Origin of the sequence: Parabacteroides sp. PFB2-10 (assembly GCF_029893085.1) — a bacterium.
Lineage (GTDB): Bacteria > Bacteroidota > Bacteroidia > Bacteroidales > Tannerellaceae > QVMG01.
Window position 1 is genome coordinate 18,877 of record NZ_JARXWI010000007.1, and the last position, 17,075, is coordinate 35,951.

General features: G+C 46.6%; 14 protein-coding genes. 9 read left to right on the top strand and 5 right to left on the bottom strand.

All coding sequences use genetic code 11. The features are described 5' to 3' along the window. Window positions 1–22 precede the first annotated feature (22 nt). From rsmI to M2137_RS07800, 4 genes are all read left to right on the top strand, one after another. Window positions 23–718 carry a 16S rRNA (cytidine(1402)-2'-O)-methyltransferase gene (gene rsmI, locus M2137_RS07785; RefSeq protein ID WP_280765882.1) on the top strand — a complete coding sequence of 232 codons (696 nt, stop codon included), beginning with the start codon at window positions 23–25 and terminating at the stop codon, window positions 716–718. A 45-nt stretch (window positions 719–763) separates the two neighbouring features. Beyond that, window positions 764–1,639 (top strand): hypothetical protein, encoded by an 876-nt coding sequence (locus M2137_RS07790; RefSeq protein ID WP_280765883.1) that lies wholly within the window; start codon window positions 764–766, stop codon window positions 1,637–1,639. Further along, a complete protein-coding gene (locus tag M2137_RS07795; RefSeq protein ID WP_280765884.1) occupies window positions 1,639–2,331 on the top strand; it encodes a YjjG family noncanonical pyrimidine nucleotidase in 693 nt (230 codons plus the stop codon). The genes M2137_RS07790 and M2137_RS07795 overlap by 1 nt, the downstream gene beginning before the upstream one ends. 264 nt (window positions 2,332–2,595) lie before the next feature. Next, window positions 2,596–3,807, top strand: coding sequence for a helix-turn-helix domain-containing protein (locus tag M2137_RS07800; RefSeq protein WP_280765885.1), 1,212 nt, complete (start codon window positions 2,596–2,598; stop codon window positions 3,805–3,807). 16 nt (window positions 3,808–3,823) lie between these two features. Here the strand turns inward: M2137_RS07800 and meaB are convergent, their stop codons facing one another. Genes meaB through M2137_RS07815 form a run of 3 tightly spaced genes read right to left on the bottom strand, consistent with a single transcriptional unit; the run spans window position 3,824 to window position 6,443 of the window. Continuing rightward, on the bottom strand, window positions 3,824–4,918 hold the full coding sequence (meaB, locus tag M2137_RS07805; RefSeq protein ID WP_280765886.1) for a methylmalonyl Co-A mutase-associated GTPase MeaB: 1,095 nt from the start codon (window positions 4,916–4,918) through the stop codon (window positions 3,824–3,826). A gap of 10 nt (window positions 4,919–4,928) precedes the next feature. After that, complete coding sequence (locus M2137_RS07810) at window positions 4,929–6,041, bottom strand: DUF1573 domain-containing protein (RefSeq protein ID WP_280765887.1); 1,113 nt, start codon at window positions 6,039–6,041, stop codon at window positions 4,929–4,931. Between the two features lie 30 nt (window positions 6,042–6,071). After that, window positions 6,072–6,443: a DUF1573 domain-containing protein gene (locus tag M2137_RS07815; RefSeq protein ID WP_280765888.1), complete on the bottom strand. Its 372-nt coding sequence runs from the start codon at window positions 6,441–6,443 to the stop codon at window positions 6,072–6,074. 388 nt (window positions 6,444–6,831) lie between these two features. Here M2137_RS07815 and M2137_RS07820 point away from each other — a divergent pair, with 388 nt between their 5' ends. The 4 genes from M2137_RS07820 to M2137_RS07835 all read left to right on the top strand — a co-directional run bounded on the left by M2137_RS07820 (window position 6,832) and on the right by M2137_RS07835 (window position 13,136). Then, window positions 6,832–7,197 (top strand): BlaI/MecI/CopY family transcriptional regulator, encoded by a 366-nt coding sequence (locus tag M2137_RS07820; protein ID WP_280765889.1) that lies wholly within the window; start codon window positions 6,832–6,834, stop codon window positions 7,195–7,197. A gap of 17 nt (window positions 7,198–7,214) precedes the next feature. Then, entirely contained in the window at window positions 7,215–8,966 is a 1,752-nt protein-coding gene (locus M2137_RS07825; RefSeq protein ID WP_280765890.1) for a M56 family metallopeptidase, read from the top strand. Further along, window positions 8,953–10,209, top strand: coding sequence for a DUF4934 domain-containing protein (locus M2137_RS07830; protein ID WP_280765891.1), 1,257 nt, complete (start codon window positions 8,953–8,955; stop codon window positions 10,207–10,209). The genes M2137_RS07825 and M2137_RS07830 overlap by 14 nt, the downstream gene beginning before the upstream one ends. Before the next feature lie 206 nt (window positions 10,210–10,415). Next, on the top strand, window positions 10,416–13,136 hold the full coding sequence (locus M2137_RS07835; RefSeq protein ID WP_280765892.1) for an ATP-binding protein: 2,721 nt from the start codon (window positions 10,416–10,418) through the stop codon (window positions 13,134–13,136). An 11-nt stretch (window positions 13,137–13,147) separates the two neighbouring features. Here the strand turns inward: M2137_RS07835 and dapA are convergent, their stop codons facing one another. Together dapA and ligA are read right to left on the bottom strand one after the other, a co-directional pair. Then, window positions 13,148–14,041 carry a 4-hydroxy-tetrahydrodipicolinate synthase gene (dapA, locus tag M2137_RS07840; RefSeq protein WP_280765893.1) on the bottom strand — a complete coding sequence of 298 codons (894 nt, stop codon included), beginning with the start codon at window positions 14,039–14,041 and terminating at the stop codon, window positions 13,148–13,150. Between the two features lie 113 nt (window positions 14,042–14,154). Further along, on the bottom strand, window positions 14,155–16,155 hold the full coding sequence (gene ligA / locus M2137_RS07845) for an NAD-dependent DNA ligase LigA (RefSeq protein WP_280765894.1): 2,001 nt from the start codon (window positions 16,153–16,155) through the stop codon (window positions 14,155–14,157). Between the two features lie 382 nt (window positions 16,156–16,537). On the opposite strand from ligA, the gene M2137_RS07850 reads away from it, so the two are divergent. Next, window positions 16,538–17,050 (top strand): DUF4251 domain-containing protein, encoded by a 513-nt coding sequence (locus M2137_RS07850; RefSeq protein WP_280765895.1) that lies wholly within the window; start codon window positions 16,538–16,540, stop codon window positions 17,048–17,050. Window positions 17,051–17,075: the final 25 nt, after the last annotated feature.

Sequence of the window (17,075 nt, forward strand, 5' to 3'; positions counted from 1 at the left end):
TATAAGTAAATTCGAAACGAAGGTGTCTAAATTAATCATCGTGCCTACCCCAATCGGAAACCTGGAAGATATGACTTTCCGGGCTATCCGGGTGCTTCGCGAGGCAGATCTTATCCTGGCGGAAGATACGCGTACGACGGCTTTTCTCCTGAAGCATTACGAGATTGAGAACAAAATGATGTCTCATCATAAATTCAATGAGCATAAAACGGTTGAGATGATCGCCGAGCGCATCCGCAGTGGGGAGATGGTTGCACTTGTTTCTGATGCCGGCACACCGGCTATTTCCGATCCGGGCTTTCTGTTGGTGCGGGAGTGTGTGCAACGGGGTGTCGACGTGGAATGTTTGCCTGGCCCTACGGCTTTCGTGCCGGCGCTGGTAAATAGCGGACTACCTTGTGATGCCTTTACTTTCATCGGTTTCCTGCCGGTCAAGAAGGGACGTCAGACCCTGTTGAAGTCGCTGGCAACCGAGCCGCGTACCCTGGTGTTCTACGAATCGCCTTATCGCATTGTGAAAACATTGACCCAACTGGCTGAAGTGATGGGCGAGGAACGAAGAGCCTCTGTCTCTCGTGAGCTGACCAAAAAGTTTGAAGAAACAGTTCGGGGAAGCCTGCAAGAACTGATTGCTCACTTTTCCGTGAACGAACCAAGGGGAGAGTTTGTTCTTATAGTAAGCGGACACGATCCGAAGAAAGAAAAACAAGATGAATAATTAATTAAGGCGCCTGTTGCAGGGCGCAAACTAAATTGTAATCATATGAAAAAAGTTTTTGTAATTTGTTTCAGTACACTGATCTTTATGGCTTCGTGTGTTCAAAACTCCAAGGAGTATAAACAGATGAAAGCAGAGAACGACTCGTTGAAGATCGAAAGCGCGCGTAACGCGACAGAATTGAATGAAATGCTGGCCATCCTTAACGACGTGGAAGAAGATATTCTCTCTATTCGTGAAGCGGAAAACTACCTGACGATCCAAAGCCAGTCGGATATGGAAATGACCCAAAGCAAGCGGGAACAGATAAAGCAAAATATGCAGATGATCACCGAAACGCTGAAGAAAAACAAACAGCAGATCAGTGAACTGGAAGAAAAATTGAAGAAAAGTAATGTTAACTCTGCCTCGCTGCGCCGTTCGATCGAACGCCTGAATGCCGAAATGGATCAGAAAACGCTTATGATCACTACGTTGCAGGAGGATCTGGCGAAAAAGAATGTGCGCATTCAGGAGCTGGATGAGATGGTAGCTGCATTAAACGAAGATGTGGAGGTATTGGCAACGACGACCGCCTTGCAGACGGAGGCTCTGAATCAGCAGGATCGCGAACTCCATACCGCTTATTATTGCTTTGGAACATCCAAGGAACTGAAAGACCAGAATATCCTGACCGGCGGTGGACTCTTCTCGAAATCGAAAGCGCTGGAAGAAGATTTCAACCGCGATTACTTTATCTCTATCGATATCCGTGAAGTGAAACAGATTCCTCTGTTTGCTAAAAAAGCCAAATTGCGTTCCAATCATCCGGATGGCACATGGGAATTGCGAAAAGATGAGGAGGGCAATCTGACATTTGTGATTACGAATGAAGAATTGTTCTGGAGTCTCGGCAAATATCTGGTGATTCAGGTGAGTTGATGAGATACAAAAGCCTGTTCATTGATCTGGACGATACCCTTTGGGATACGTACCATAACAATAAAGGATGCCTCGAAGAGCTGTATACCGATTACCATTGGGATCGGTATTATGCCTCCTTCGAGGCTTTCTATGCCTACTATATGCCCAATAATGAAAAGCTGTGGGCGCTTTACCGGGAACACAAAATCGATCGGCAAACCCTGATTTTCGAACGTTTTCATTATGTGCTTCAGCCGATGGGCATCGACGACCGGGAGACAGTCCTGGCCATCAACCGGGATTTTCTGGAGCGAACCACCACCCGCACACGGCTTATTCCGGGAGCCATCGAGCTGTTGGAGTATCTCCGTCCGGCTTATCGCCTATTTATCCTGTCGAACGGATTCCGGGAGGTGCAATTCAAGAAATTGGAAAACTCCGGCCTGGCCCCCTATATCGAGCGAATGATCCTCTCGGAAGATGCGGGGATACAGAAGCCTCACAAGGCAATATTCGATTTTGCTTTGCGCAATACCAATTCGCGTCGGCAGGAGAGCCTGATGATCGGCGACAGTTGGGAGGCTGATATCGTAGGAGCGCATCATGCCCGGATCGATCAGCTTTGGCTGAATCCCCAGGGACTTTCGCCTGATGAATTCCAACCTACCTTCACCGTCTCTTCCCTGAAAGAGGTGGAAGATATCCTATGATCTATTAAATAAATAACCCCTGATGTTTCGAGGGGGATGAAACATCAAGGGTATCTGCGTTTAATAAAAGCTTAAAGGCCTTTAGATTGTGCGTGTATTTATATAGAGGGTCGGTTTTACATGGCTTTAAAACACTTACAAATGTAATAGATCCTGTCACAAAGCGTGTCCGTCTCATTTAATTTATGTCTGTTTCATTTAAAAACTGTTTAATAACATGTTCGTTCCATTTATTCCAATTATTTTTGTGTACCCTCAAAATGAATGAACATGCATAATGCTACTCTATTTAATGACTACTACCACGACCTTGGTGTCTATCTTTATGTCATTCCAATTATAAGCGCCTTCTGGGCCGGATTCGCCCTTTTGGCAAACAAGCAACATTCCCGATCACAAAAATACCTGGCTGCCTACCTGATTGCTCTGGGATTCGGTATGATCTTTAGTTTCTGCTACGACCGATATACGGCAGAATATAAAACAGAGATCCTGCGGGTATTGAACCCGTTGGTTAGTATCTTTTGTTCCATGTTCGTGTTGTTTTACATGACCTCCCTGATGCAGCCCAAGATACTGACACGTAAATATATACTGAGCTTCCTGACGGGTGCAGCCCTGTTCTCCGCCCTGTTTGTCGTGCTGGAGGTATTCTTTGGGGATACAACGCATACGGTTAGTTGGGAAATGATTGCGGAAGAGACCACTCATCCGGCTGTCATAGTTCGCCTGCTGGCTTTGGCTGGCTTGGTATTCTTTGAATTATATATCGCGATCCGTTCTCTTACTATGTATTTCCGGCATAAGAAATTTATCCGCGAGGCCTATTCCTATGAGGAAGATATTAATCTGAACTGGATAGGCTGGTGCATTGCTCTCTTTGCGGTCTTTGGTGTAAGCGATCTGCTTTGGATGAGCCATTCCTCTATATTGGCCAAAATCATGTTCGGCGTGCTTTGTACGATTTCTATCGCTGCTATTTTCTGGTTGGGATTCCGCCAGGAGGAGGTGCCTACGGAAGAATGCCTCCCGGAGAATACCGCAGAAAAAGAGATTGAAGAAACAACGAAAGAGCTTCATTCGAAGGTGCAACCGGATGAGTCTGTCTATAGGTATCCGATGGACAGGATGAAGCATGCCCTAAAGGAGTATTTCGAGCAGGAGCGGCCTTACCTGGATCCGGAGTTGAGCTTAGGGGATGTTGCCCAGGCTTTGCATACGAACAAAACCTATTTATCCCAGCTGATCAACGGGGAGTTCCAAATGAATTTCTACACGTTTGTGAATCAATACCGCATACAACACGCCATCGACCTGATTAGAAGCCAGCAGGAGGGCAAGCCCGTCACGGCACAATTGATTACCGACTCGGGATTCAAATCGCGCAGTGTCTTTTACAAGCAGTTTCGTGAAAGTACAGGTTATTCCCCGTCTGACTATATCAAACAGCTCAAAGAGACTTCCGAATCTCAATAGAACAATTCGTTAGGTTTTATTTTCGGATATCCTCAAGAAAGGCATCCATCATTTGCTTGGCAGCAATAAACGAACTGATTTCATTGTGCAACACCTGTTGTTCGGTAGAAGATAAGATCTTTTCTACCGCCGGATTATGGTAAAACGTCTGCCGCAATGTTTCGTTGATGCTTTCGTACATCCAGTATTTGGCCTGTTCATTGCGTTTGTATTCAAAGAAACCGTTCTCTTTAGTAAATGCGATATAGGCAGCGATCATCTCCCATATCTCTTTGACGCCGAGGTTATAATAGCCCGAATAGGTAAGCACCTGCGGAGTCCAGCCCGAATCGGAGGGCGGAAACAGATGCAATGCATTGCGAAACTGGGAAGCTGCCAGTTTGGCTTTGTCGATATTGTCGCCATCGGCCTTGTTGATCACAATGCCATCGGCCATTTCCATAATACCTCTTTTGATACCTTGTAGCTCATCTCCCGTACCCGCCAGCTGGATCAACAGGAAGAAGTCGACCATCGAATGAACCGCTGTCTCGCTCTGTCCGACTCCGACCGTCTCAACGAAGATACTATCGAATCCGGCTGCTTCGCAAAGAATGATTGTTTCCCTTGTTTTCCGGGCCACACCACCTAAGGAACCGGCTGAAGGGGAAGGGCGGATGAAGGCGTTTTTCTGGCGCGACAGGTCTTCCATACGGGTTTTATCGCCCAGGATACTCCCTTTGGTGCGTTCGCTGCTCGGGTCGATAGCCAAGACAGCCAATTTATGTCCCTTTTCCAATAGATGCATACCGAACACATCGATCGAGGTGCTCTTGCCGGCTCCCGGAACGCCTGTAATGCCCACGCGTACCGATTGGCCTGAATGGGGGAGGCATTTTTCAATGATTTCTTGCGCTACCTGCTGGTGTTCGTGCAATGAACTTTCCACAAGCGTAACCGCCTGGCTGAGGATACTGATGTCTCCTTTCAGGATACCTTCCACAAATTCACCGGGAGTATATTGGCGGCGCTGAACACGTTGCTTCAGATAGGGGTTGACGGTAGGGACATCCGATATGCCCTTATTCACTTTCAGCCCCTTATATTGATCGTCATTTTCAGGGTGATCCATACTGTCTTATCTATTTATAGGCCGTTACCTTTATCAGTCTGACCGGACCATTCGGATCATTGCACACCACATTGATCAGCGATTCCAGCTTTGTCTTTACCTCTTTCGGGCGGACAGATACTTTGAAGGTGGCCGTGGCCCCCGGTTTCAGTTCCCGTCGTCCGCCTGAAATATCCAGACGTTCATCGTCACTCGTAACACTATAAATCTGTAACGGCGTTTTTCCTGTGTTTGTTATATCAAAAGAGATGGTTGCACGTCCGCCAATGAGCGGGATAATACTGCCCTTCGTGGGTAACTGACCAAATTCCAATAGCGTACCGGAGAGGTGTGCTACGGGCGCCTGTGCCTTTTCGGCAGCGGTTAGTTTGTTGAAGTTATCGATGATATTGGCAGCGATCTTGATAGAACCTACGGTCTCTTTCTGGTCGATACTAACGACTGCCACCGGCAACTCGGCCGTGATGCGCCCCATGCGTTTCACCGCCTTGGCATCCAACTGAACCGTGATCTCCCCGGTTTCACCCGGTTTCAATACCTCCGGACTGACCGAAGTGGCAAAGCAATTGGCTACTTTCCCCAGAACGACAGTCAGGGGTTGTTGCGTATCATTCAATAGGCTGATGCGTTCAACGATCGTCTCTTCCGGACGTATCGTGCTGTATAAAATAGTTTTGGAATGGAGCTTAAGCTCTCCGATCGAATAGGGATAGGTGAATACCGGCTGGAACGATTTTGGTTTTACATTTCCTTTGATCGTCAACGTATAGCTTCCTTTATTTCCATTGCTGTAGATCGAGATGGTTTTCAGAAACGGTCCCGGGCGTCCTTGCGGATCAAAGGTAATTTTCAGGTCGCCGGTTTTGCCTGCGGCAATCGGTTCTTGCGACCATTCCGGCCGGGTACATCCACAAGAGGCGGTCACACGCGTAATCACTAAGGGTTTCTTCCCGGTATTGCGAATCGTGAAAACATGATTCACCGGGCCGTCGGCCTCATTGATATTACCAAAGTTAAAGGTGGTTTCCTCTACCTTTAATTGCGCATTGCTCTGGGCTTCGGCTATCGTGAAACACACGATTCCGAATACGACCAATATAATGCGTTTCAAGTGATACGTCATATCTTGTGGTTTATCATCCTATCAGGGGGATTATTTCACTTCCCCCCGGATGGTCAATATAAAACTTCCCGTCTTTCCATTGCTGTAAACAGAAATCGTTTTAGTGAAAGGGCCGGGACGGTTTGCCGGGTCGAATGTTATCTTGATTGTTCCTGTTTTGCCTGCTGCGATCGGTTCTTTTGTCCAATCGGGCGTCGTACATCCGCAAGAAGGGATGACGCGGGTGATCACCAGCGGTTGATCTCCGGTGTTTTTGATTACAAAAGCATGTTCCACTTTTCCATCTGCTTCTTTGACTTCTCCGAAGTCGAAATTGGCATTTTCAGTAGAGATGACAGCCTGTGCATTCGCAGCACCTGTTGCCAAAAGAAGAGCCATAAAAATAAAAATAATCTGTTTCATTTCTTTTTTTATTTTAATATGCGACAAATATATAAATTATTGCGGACAAAATCCGCTTTCATCTGCCGGTAATCATTAGACTTTTTACAAACGAAAGCGTTTAATTCCGATATATATATATTTGCTCTATTCTTTGCTAAGCGCCCTCCTTCAATTTTTATTCTCAACTCACAACATCATGAGAATTTGCTGGTCGACCATGCTCGGCCAGTTGGTTCACCATGCTCGACCAGTTGGTCGACCATGCTCGACCAACAAATTGCCTTGCGCTGATGGATGCTGTGGCTTCATGGTTTTCCTGGAAAAAGAGGGCTCTTTTGTTTTATTAACTAAATAAATTAGTTTGCAAACTAAAAGAATTAGTTTATTTGCGGAAAACAAATGCCTTATGAAACGACTGACAACACGGGAAGAAGAGATTATGGGGTGGTTCTGGGAGAAGGGATCCCTGTTTGTGAAGGAACTGCTTACCTATTATGAGGAGCCTAAACCTCATTTCAACACATTATCGACCATTGTCCGGGGATTGGAAGAAAAGGGCTTTCTTTCACATCGCGCTTACGGCAATACCTATCAGTATTTTGCGGTGATATCGGAAGAAGATTACAGCAAAGGCACATTGAAGAATGTGATCGCGAAGTATTTCAATAACTCCTATCTGGGGGTAGTCTCTTCGCTGATAAAAGAGGAGGATATCTCGGTGGATGAATTGCGGAAGTTGTTGGATGATGTAGAACAAACCAATAAATCTTGATCGTTATGGGTGCTTTTGTGGTATACATATTAAAATCGTCCATATGCCTGGCAGGCTTTTATATTTTTTATAAATGGCTGTTGAGTGGTTCGACGTTTCACCGCTTCAATCGTATGGCATTGATGGGGCTATTATTTATCTCCCTTTTATTACCTTTTGTTACGCTCTCTACGGCAGAGCCGATGGTGGTGCAACAATCCCTTTTCGATATGGAGCAACTTCTGAATATGATGGCTGTTGCGGAGGTAGGCGAAATACCTGCTGTTGTTACTACTACAACGGCTGTTCCTCAATGGATATCTATCGCTTTATGGATCTATCTTTTGGGTGTTGTGTTTTTTATAGTAAAAATGTTTTGTTCCAATCTGTATATCCTGCTGAAAATAGGTAGAGGGAAGGTGCAAAAGTTGGGAAACGGGATACGGCTTGTCATTGTTCCCGATACTTGCGCTCCTTTTAGCTGGATGCATTACATTGTGATATCCCGGATTGATTGGGAAGAAAACGGCAGAGAGATTGTTTTACATGAGACAGCCCATATCCGCAATTCCCATTTCATGGACTTACTGATTGTGCAACTCTTTGCCCTTTTGCATTGGTTCAACCCGGTGGTGTGGCTTTTTATGCAAGAGTTGCAGAGTATACATGAATATGAGGCGGACGCCTCTGTTCTTCAAGCGAATATCGATCCTAAGAAATATCAGTTATTGCTTATTAAAAAGACTGTTGGTAGGCAACGTTTCTTTGCGGTAGCAAATAGTTTTAATCATAGTTCATTAAAAAAAAGAATTGGTATGATGTTAAAGACAAAATCAAACCCTATGGCATGTCTAAAGTATTTATATGTATTGCCATTAAGTGTGTTGGCCGTTGTTGCTTTTGCCCGGCCGGAGGTGAGTAGTGAACTGGAGAAAATCTCCGCAGTGACGATTGCTGAAACCCTGCCTTTTGCACAGGAAGGAGAGAAAGAGGTGGCGACAGTAGAAATAACTGATAATGTAGTGACGAGAAATACGGCAACGCTGTCATTGACTGTTACGCAGGAAGGCGATACGTTGCAGAATAAAGTATTAACATTCAATGTAAAGGGATCAGAAGCCCCCTTGGAAGTGGTGGGAGATGCCTTAATGGTAGATACATTGAAGGGCACAGTTGTGGGATTAACTGAGGCAAAAAAAGCAGGGACTACATGGTCATATACGTCTGATACCATAGTGAGAAAAGTATATAATAATAAGCAGGTCGATACCACAACCCCTGACTCTATTGTTGTTATTGGTTATGGAAAAAGAACTGATCAAAAGGCCGATTCCCTGGGGAAGGCAAATATATCCGATGTGAAAGTGATCGGAGTAAGGAAACGAACCCAGGTGATGGATCTGACTAAAGGTGGTCCATTGACGATTAATCCTGATATTGATCAGCCGCTTGTTCTTGTAGATGGCATGATCCGTAAGAACTTGGATGGTATTGATGTGAGCAGTGTCGAGTCTCTGCGTGTGATTAATGCTAAAGAAGCGACGGTAATATATGGTCATGCAGGTCGGAATGGTGCTGTTCTGATAGACACAAAAGGTGAAAAACCATTGTTATTGATCGATGGAGAAGAAAATCCGAATGTTACGCTAAATACAATCGATCCGGATCGGATAGAGTCGATGACTGTACTGAAAGATGCAAGGGCAAAAGAAATGTATGGCATGAAAGGGAATGCTGGAGTTATTCTGGTTGAGACAAAAGATAAGAAACAAGAAAATGAAGAAGAGTAGTGTGTGGTTGACAGTGGCTTGCGCCGCATTGTTGTTATCGTGTAATCCGACTGTTCGACAAGAACAGTCGGATTCTATTCCTGTGGCGGCAGCCATGGCGAAGCCGGTGGAGTTGAAAGCCTCGGAGTATTTCACGAAAGTGCGTTATGTACCTTTGGAAACAACGGATGAATGTGTGCTTGGCAATGGGGTGAAAATTGCGATCTTAGACGATAAGATCGTGGTGACAACGGCGCAGAAACAATGTATGCTGTTTGATAAACAAACAGGGCGTTACCTGACGACAGTTGGCCATCACGGGGAAGACCCCGAGGGATACCGCGCTTCGAATGGCTGGGTAAACCAGTTAACAAAGACAATCCTGTTGAATAGCTGGCATAACGCCTGGTGTACATACAATGCCGACGGGCAGTTTACGGGGAAGTTCGTCTTGCCTGAAGGGGTATCGGGCGGTGGATCGTATGTGCCGCTGGACTCGAAAACAATTGTCGCGCATAATATGGACTTTATGGCCGACGGTATCGAGAGCGTGCAGGTTTTCAGGGAGGATAGTCTATTGCATTCCATCGTATTGCACGAACAGGACAATAAATTTAACTTAAGCAATGTCGCTTCGATCTCCGTCATGAAAGCTGACAATAAGCGGGAGGTATATGGACCCGGCGCCGGTGTGATCCAGATCGAATTTAAAGATTCACCGGGCAATGCCCATGCGTATATTACCGGGTTGCAACGGATGTGGAGGGTCGACGATGAGATTTTCCTCAAGAGCGAACATAACGACACGATCTTCCGATTCAATAACTATGCGTTGGAGCCGGCTTATCAGTTGGATCTGGGCGAGTATCACTGGCCATACGAAGAGCGTTTCAACACGAGCTACGACCATGCCCTGATGGTTACTCAGATTCTCGATAGCCGCGAATTGATGATTATCCGCCTGGTACATCGTATCTATACGAACGATAAGTGGAAAGCTTATACGGCGATGTATAATAAACGGACAGGCGAATTGCGGATCGGCGAAACGGAAAAAGGAATTATCGATGACCTGACCGGATGTATGCCGCTTCGTCCGGAAATTGTCTCTCCGGCGGGTGAATATGCCGCGGTCGTGCAGGCTTTCGATCTGGTGAATTGGCTGGAAGAGCATCCGGAAGAGAAAAATAATTTGCCCAAAGAGATGGCGTATTTATTTGAGGTAGAGGAGGAAGATAACCCTGTTATTGTTTTTTTTGAATAAAAAATCATTTTCGGTCGAACAATTTTGTAACTTATTGGTTATATCAATTGTGCAAATAAAAATCTTTGCATGTGTGTGAAAGATGATGTGCGGATTTAGATTCGGAAGATTTTGGGATTTGTGTTTTTTCCCTTATTTTCGCATCTGATTAATGTGTGTGTGAAATAGCATTGTATGACCTTTATGACAATTATAAGACTTAGAAAATGACAAGTAAGACAAACACTTTACTACTAAAAAGACAACTCTATTTAGTGCTTTCGATCTTGCTATGTTCATTTCATTCTATATACGCCAAAGAAGCTAAGGTAAATCTGGACGAAGAGTATATTCTGATCCTGAACCCGGATGCCGAAACATGCGCATGGAGTGAAATGATGATACCTCCGACAAAGAAAGTGCTGGAAGAGAAATACCCGGAATATAAGGTCTATGTGCAGTATATGTATGGCCTGGGTATGAGCGGCATGGACGATGTGGAGGGATTCAAACAGCAACTGTTCAACACCTATTCCAATCCTCCGAAGTTTCTGCTTCTTTACGAAGCGGATATGTATGGCTTCCTGCGGGAAGACTTGGAGAAATACTGGCCGGAGGTGCCGGTATTGCTGGTGGCACGCGAAGAATATGTCGGGCCGGCGGAGAATTATCTGTTCCGTAAAAGCATACCGAAGGATGAGCAGCTCCTGTTAGCCGACCTGGTTAACGAGAAGAAGAACCTGACAGTGGTTTATAATCCGTTTGATATCCCCGGTACGTTGAAGATCATGAAGGAGATGCAACCTCATGTGAATAAGATTTTCTTTATTACGGATGATCGTTATATCAGTACCCGCTTGCGTGATGACGTGGCGCGGGAGATCGAAACAAACTATCCGGAGTGGGAACTGGAGAACCTGACGCCCGACAAATTGACAACCGATGAGCTGATCCAGGGTTTCTTAGGCATACCGAAAGAGAATGGGATTCTTTATTTCACCTGGTTTAATAATGAGTTGACCGGCAACCTGGACTTGATTCTTCAGACAAATGCCTACCGTATTTTCAGTTTGTATGTGAATAACCCGATCATCACGGTCAATGATGTGGGATTGAAGGAGAGTGGTATGCTCGGAGGCAGCTATTCGCGCTTTGAGCAGGTGATGGAGACATCGCTGCAGGCTATCGACGCTATGATCGAAGGCAATCCGAAGCAACGCTTTGTGCAGGTGCCGCTGCCTATTCCGACATTCAATTACATGGCGATGCAGAATCATGGTATTGCCATATCCGAGGTGCCTGCCAATGCCTATCTCTACCATCGTCCGCTCACCTTCCTCGAGAAGAATAAAGACCTTATTTTGGGGTTGGCCATTATTATATTTCTGAGTTTTCTGGTTATTCGCATCACCCTTTTCCTGCAGACGCGAAAGATGCAGAATAAAGAGATCAAACTGTTGCAGAAATATGGCGACCTGTTTACCAATATGCCGATCGGTTACCGACAGGACAGGGTGCTTTTAGACGCGCGCGGCAACCCGGTTGATTTTGTAGTAGAAGAGTTGAATCCCGGTATTAAAGAATGGTTCCCCTCTATCGACACCTTTATTGGTCGGAAAGGCAGTGAGGTATTTGAGGAAGGCAACGAAGATATGCTTGCCATCTACGGGGATCTTTTGTCGAAGAAGAGAGAGAAGGCCGTGCAGCCTTTCCATTATAAGGAGGCTGATCGCTATTATAGCATTATTGTATCGCCGGCCAGCGAATACGGATATATGGATCTCTTCTTTGTCGATATGACCGAGTTGCTGAAAACCCAGGAGATGTTGCAAACAGTGAACGATAAACTCTCCCTGGCATTGGAGATTGCCAATGTGATCCCCTGGAAATGGCATCTGCAGGATAATACCATTGAGAGCGATATCCGTATCATCATTGGAAAGTCACAGGATGATCTTGGCATAGAGAAACAAGAAATCATCATACCGGCCGAGGACTATTTGAAAAACATTCATGTGGATGATCGTCCCCGTATCGAAGCGGCCTGGACCTCTCTGGTAAAAGAGGGTGCTTTGAAGGCCAAGGAGGAATACCGGGTGCGTCGTAAGGATCGGGAAGGATATGATTGGGTTGAAGGGCAGGCCATTGTGCAGAAGCGCGATGCGAACGGAAACCCGCTGACGATTATGGGTTCTTCTTTGGTGATAACCGAGCGCAAGCATTTCGAAGAAGAATTGCGTAAGGCAAAAGACAAAGCGGAAGAATCCAATCGCCTGAAGTCCGCCTTCTTAGCCAATATGAGCCACGAGATACGCACGCCGCTGAATGCAATTGTCGGCTTCTCCCATATATTGGCTAATACAGAAGATACGAAAGAGAGACAGGAATATATCGATATCATTGAAACAAACAACGAACTATTGTTGCAACTCGTGGGTGATATCCTTGATCTCTCCAAACTGGAAGCCGGCACGGTGGAATTCAAATACGAAGATGTCGACCTGAATGCCCTTTTGGAAGAGAAACAAAAGACCTACCAGGGCAAAGCGGAAAAGGGCGTGGAAGTATTGTTCGAAGAGCGCGAACCCTATTGCTTTGTGAATGTAGAGAAGAAGCTCATGGTACAGGTATTGAACAATCTGTTAGCCAATGCGGTGAAATTTACCGAGACAGGCAGTATCCGATTCGGCTATAAGATGGAAGAGGGTATGCTGCGTTTCCACGTGACCGATACCGGATGCGGCATTTCGAAAGAACGCTTGACCGAGGTGTTCCAACGCTTCATCAAATTGGATCACTTTATGCAGGGAGCCGGCCTGGGGCTTTCACTTTGCCAGATGATTGTGAATACAATGGGTGGCCAGGTAGGCGTGGACTCGGAAGAGGGCGTAGGATCCACCTTCTGGTTTACCTTCCCGTATAAGACACCGATGGAAGCTGCCGGATAGGAAGCCGAAATCTAACACTTAATATTCAGTTGCTGCAATACGTTCCGTATCTTTTCGAACGTATCGATGCGCGTAGGAACCAATGGCAGGCGCAGTTTGTTTTTGATGTATCCCATCATGTGCAGCATACATTTCACGCCCGCCGGGTTGCCGTCGACAAATAACAGGTCGAACAGTTCCGTAAAGCTGTGGTGAATGGTGCGGGCGCTTGCGTAATCGCCGGCTAAAGAGAGACGCACCATGCGGCTGAATTCCCGTGGGAAAGCGTTTCCGATCACCGAAATAACGCCTACCGCTCCTAAGGTAACCAAGGGGAAGGTGATACCGTCGTCTCCCGAGATCACATGAAAGTTCTCCGGTTTGTTCTTGATGATATCATCCATCTGGGTGATATTACCGGATGCCTCCTTAACAGCTACTATATTGTCGAACTCACGAGCCAGGCGCAATGTCGTGGCGGCTGTCATATTCACGCCCGTACGTCCCGGCACATTGTAAAGCACAATCGGCAAACGAGTGGCCTTGGCAATCACGCTGTAATGCTGGTATATACCCTCCTGGGACGGTTTGTTATAGTAGGGAACTACAGAAAGGATAGCGTCGATCCCTTCGTAATCATCGTTTTTTAGTTTTTCTACAATGGAACGTGTACAGTTGCCGCCGACTCCCAGTACAATGGGGATACGACCACGTACGCGGGTGACTACCAAATTGACAATTTTCTTTTTTTCTTCTTCTGTCAGTGTAGGGGTTTCTGCCGTCGTGCCCAATACGACTAAGTAGTCGGTACCGTTCTGTAGTTGATAGTCAACCAGACGACCCAATGCTTCATAATCTACACTGTCATCTTCTTTGAATGGGGTAATCAATGCAACGCCCATCCCTTTTAAGTTTATATCTGCCATAGGGAAAGTCTTCCTTTTGTAGTTTTACTTGACAAAAATAAGCAATAAAGCTGAGTTCTTCACAAAAAGTGCGGGAGATTTTGGATCAAAGGATCAGTAGGTTCCCAAACCGTTCAACTCAGTAATTGCAGGAATTCCTCTTCGCTCATAATCTTCACGCCCAGTTTGGCCGCTTTTTCCAGTTTGGCCGGCCCCATATTCTCCCCGGCGAGGATGTAATCGGTCTTCCCGGAAACCGATCCGCTGTTTTTCCCTCCGTGCTGCTCGATCATCGCTTTGTACTCATCGCGCGAATGTTTGGTGAAGGTGCCGCTGATCACAAAGGTCAAGCCACTCAGTTTGTCCGATCGCCCGGCCAGTTTCTCTTCGGCTATTGCCATTTGAAGGCCCTCCTCTTTCAGGCGGTCGACCATTTGTCGGTTTTTCTCGTCTGCCAAATAGGCCAGGACACTCTGCGCTATGCGATCGCCTATTTCGTCGACCTCGGTCAAGGCTTCCAGCGAGGCGGCTTCGAGTGCCTCCATGGTATGGAATGCGTATGCCAGTTTCTTGGCGACCGTTTCGCCTACATAACGGATGCCCAGGGCGAACAATACCCTTTCGAAAGGCACATTCTTCGATTCACGCAGGCTTTCCATCAGGTTGCGGGCGCTTTTCTCCGCCCATCGTTCCAGGCTTAACAGATCCTGGATGCGCAAGGTGTAGAGATCGGCAGCATTGGCAATAAGGCCTGCCTGGTAAAGGTCTTCGACAGTCTCCGGCCCCATATTGATGTTCATCGCCCGGCGTGTAACGAAATGCTCAATCTTGCCTTTGATCTGCGGCGGGCATCCCGTTTCGTTCGGGCAGTAATGGGCGGCTTCTCCTTCGGGACGAACCAGGGGCGTATTGCATTCCGGACAGTTTTTGATAAAATGCACCTCTTCTCCCATCATGAAAGAGCGGGCTTCGGTGTTTACTCCTACGATCTTGGGAATGATCTCTCCACCTTTTTCCACATAGACCTGATCGCCATAATGAAGGTCTAAGCCTTTGATGATATCGGCGTTGTGCAGGGAAGCCCTTTTGACAATCGTGCCTGCCAATAAGACCGGTTCCAGGTTGGCTACGGGTGTGACAGCCCCTGTCCGGCCTACCTGGAATGCGACGGAGTTGAGCCTTGTCTCGGCCCGCTCGGCCTGAAACTTATAGGCAATAGCCCAACGGGGACTTTTGGCCGTGAATCCCAGGTTGCGTTGTTGGCGAAGTGAGTTCACCTTCAATACGATCCCATCGGTGGCCACCGGCAGGTTCCGCCTTTCGTTGTCCCAATAGGCAATATAGTCGAACACCTCTTCGAGGGTCTGGCATTTTCGGATCACATCGGGCACCTTGAATCCCCAGGAACGTGCTGCCTGCAGGTTTTCGAAATGTCCATCCCCCGGCAGGCTCTCGCCCAACAGGTAGTAGAAATAGGCATCCAATCGGCGTGAGGCGACGATCTGCGGATTCTGTTGCTTCAGGGTGCCTGCTGCCGCATTGCGCGGATTGGCAAAAAGTGGCTCTTCTTCCGCTTCCCGCTCTTTGTTGATACGGTCGAACTCCGCCCAGGGCAATAGGATCTCTCCCCGGATCTCGAAAAGAGCCGGATGGTTGTTTCCCCTTAATTTCAATGGAATCGAACGGATGGTTTTCACATTGGCCGTTACCTCGTCGCCACGCGTTCCGTCGCCACGCGTGATGGCACGTGCCAACCGCCCGTTTTCATAGATCAACGAGATGGAGCTGCCGTCGTATTTCAACTCGGCAACCACCTCGAAGGGCTCATTCAACGCCCTGGATACGCGATCGTAGAAATCACGCACCTCCTGCTCGGAATAGGTGTTGCTCAGCGAAAGCATCGGGTAGATATGCTCCACTTGCTTGAACTCTTTAGTCAGGTCGCTCCCTACCCGTTGAGTGGGGGAGTGGGGATCGGCATATTCCGGATGTTGTGCCTCCAACGCTTCGAGTTGTTTCATCTTTTCATCGAACGCACGATCCGATATAGTTGGTGAGGCAGATACATAATACTGATAATTATGCTGCTCCAACTCTTCGCGAAGACTGTTGATGCGGGCTTCTATTTCGTTCATATACAAAAGGCGCTTGATTTGTATACAAATATAATAAAAAAGTCGAGCGCAATACAAAAACCCGAAAAACACAAGTGTAAGCTGGAGGGGCTGTTTTTAGTTAAAATAGGGGCTGTTTGCTTACACTTCAAATGTTAACAAATACTAACTCCCGGGAGTTTGTTCGCAAAGTCCTGCCTTTTTCCGAAAAAACTCCTGCGGAAATATCATTTTGTCATTTTGGCAAAAAAACGATTCGGGAGGAATTTTTACGAAAACTCTTCAACCCCCAAATTTGTTATGTATAAAAAAGGGTTCGTCTATTGTGGTTAAAGCAGTAGATCTCTTTCCTTATTATTGGGTCTCCAGGTAGATCCATTGGTTAATGTAAAAGAAACGGCCTATGAAAAAGTGTAGATTTATGATGCTATTGGGGTTTGCCCTATTGGTAGGAGGCGCGCAACCCCTGTTTGCACAAAGCAAAAAAGAAAAGAAAGAGGCCTTGGCCAAAGAGGTAAAAGAGCAGGTGGAAAGCGGTTCGTTTACGATTGAGGTCGACAGGGCGTTGCCTATGTCGGGGCGGGCTGTTCATTTGACCTCCTCGTATTCGTTGGAGCTGAAAGACGATTCGGTGCGTTCCTATTTGCCCTATTTCGGAAGAGCGTACAGTGTGCCTTACGGTGGAGGTGACGGTTTGCATTTCAGTGCAGAGATGACTGAAAAGGATTTGAAGTACGACAAGAAAGGGAATGCGGAGATTCGGTTTCAGGCAAAAACTTCGGAAGATAATTATTCGTTCGATGTGAAGGTGTTTACCAACGGAAACGCCTCGATCCAGGTACGGCCGGTCAACCGCCAGAGTATTTCTTTTAACGGCAATCTGAAACTCGAAGAGAAAGATACGACCTCTGAATAAAGAGGTAGTTCTGCTGTCGTGTCAG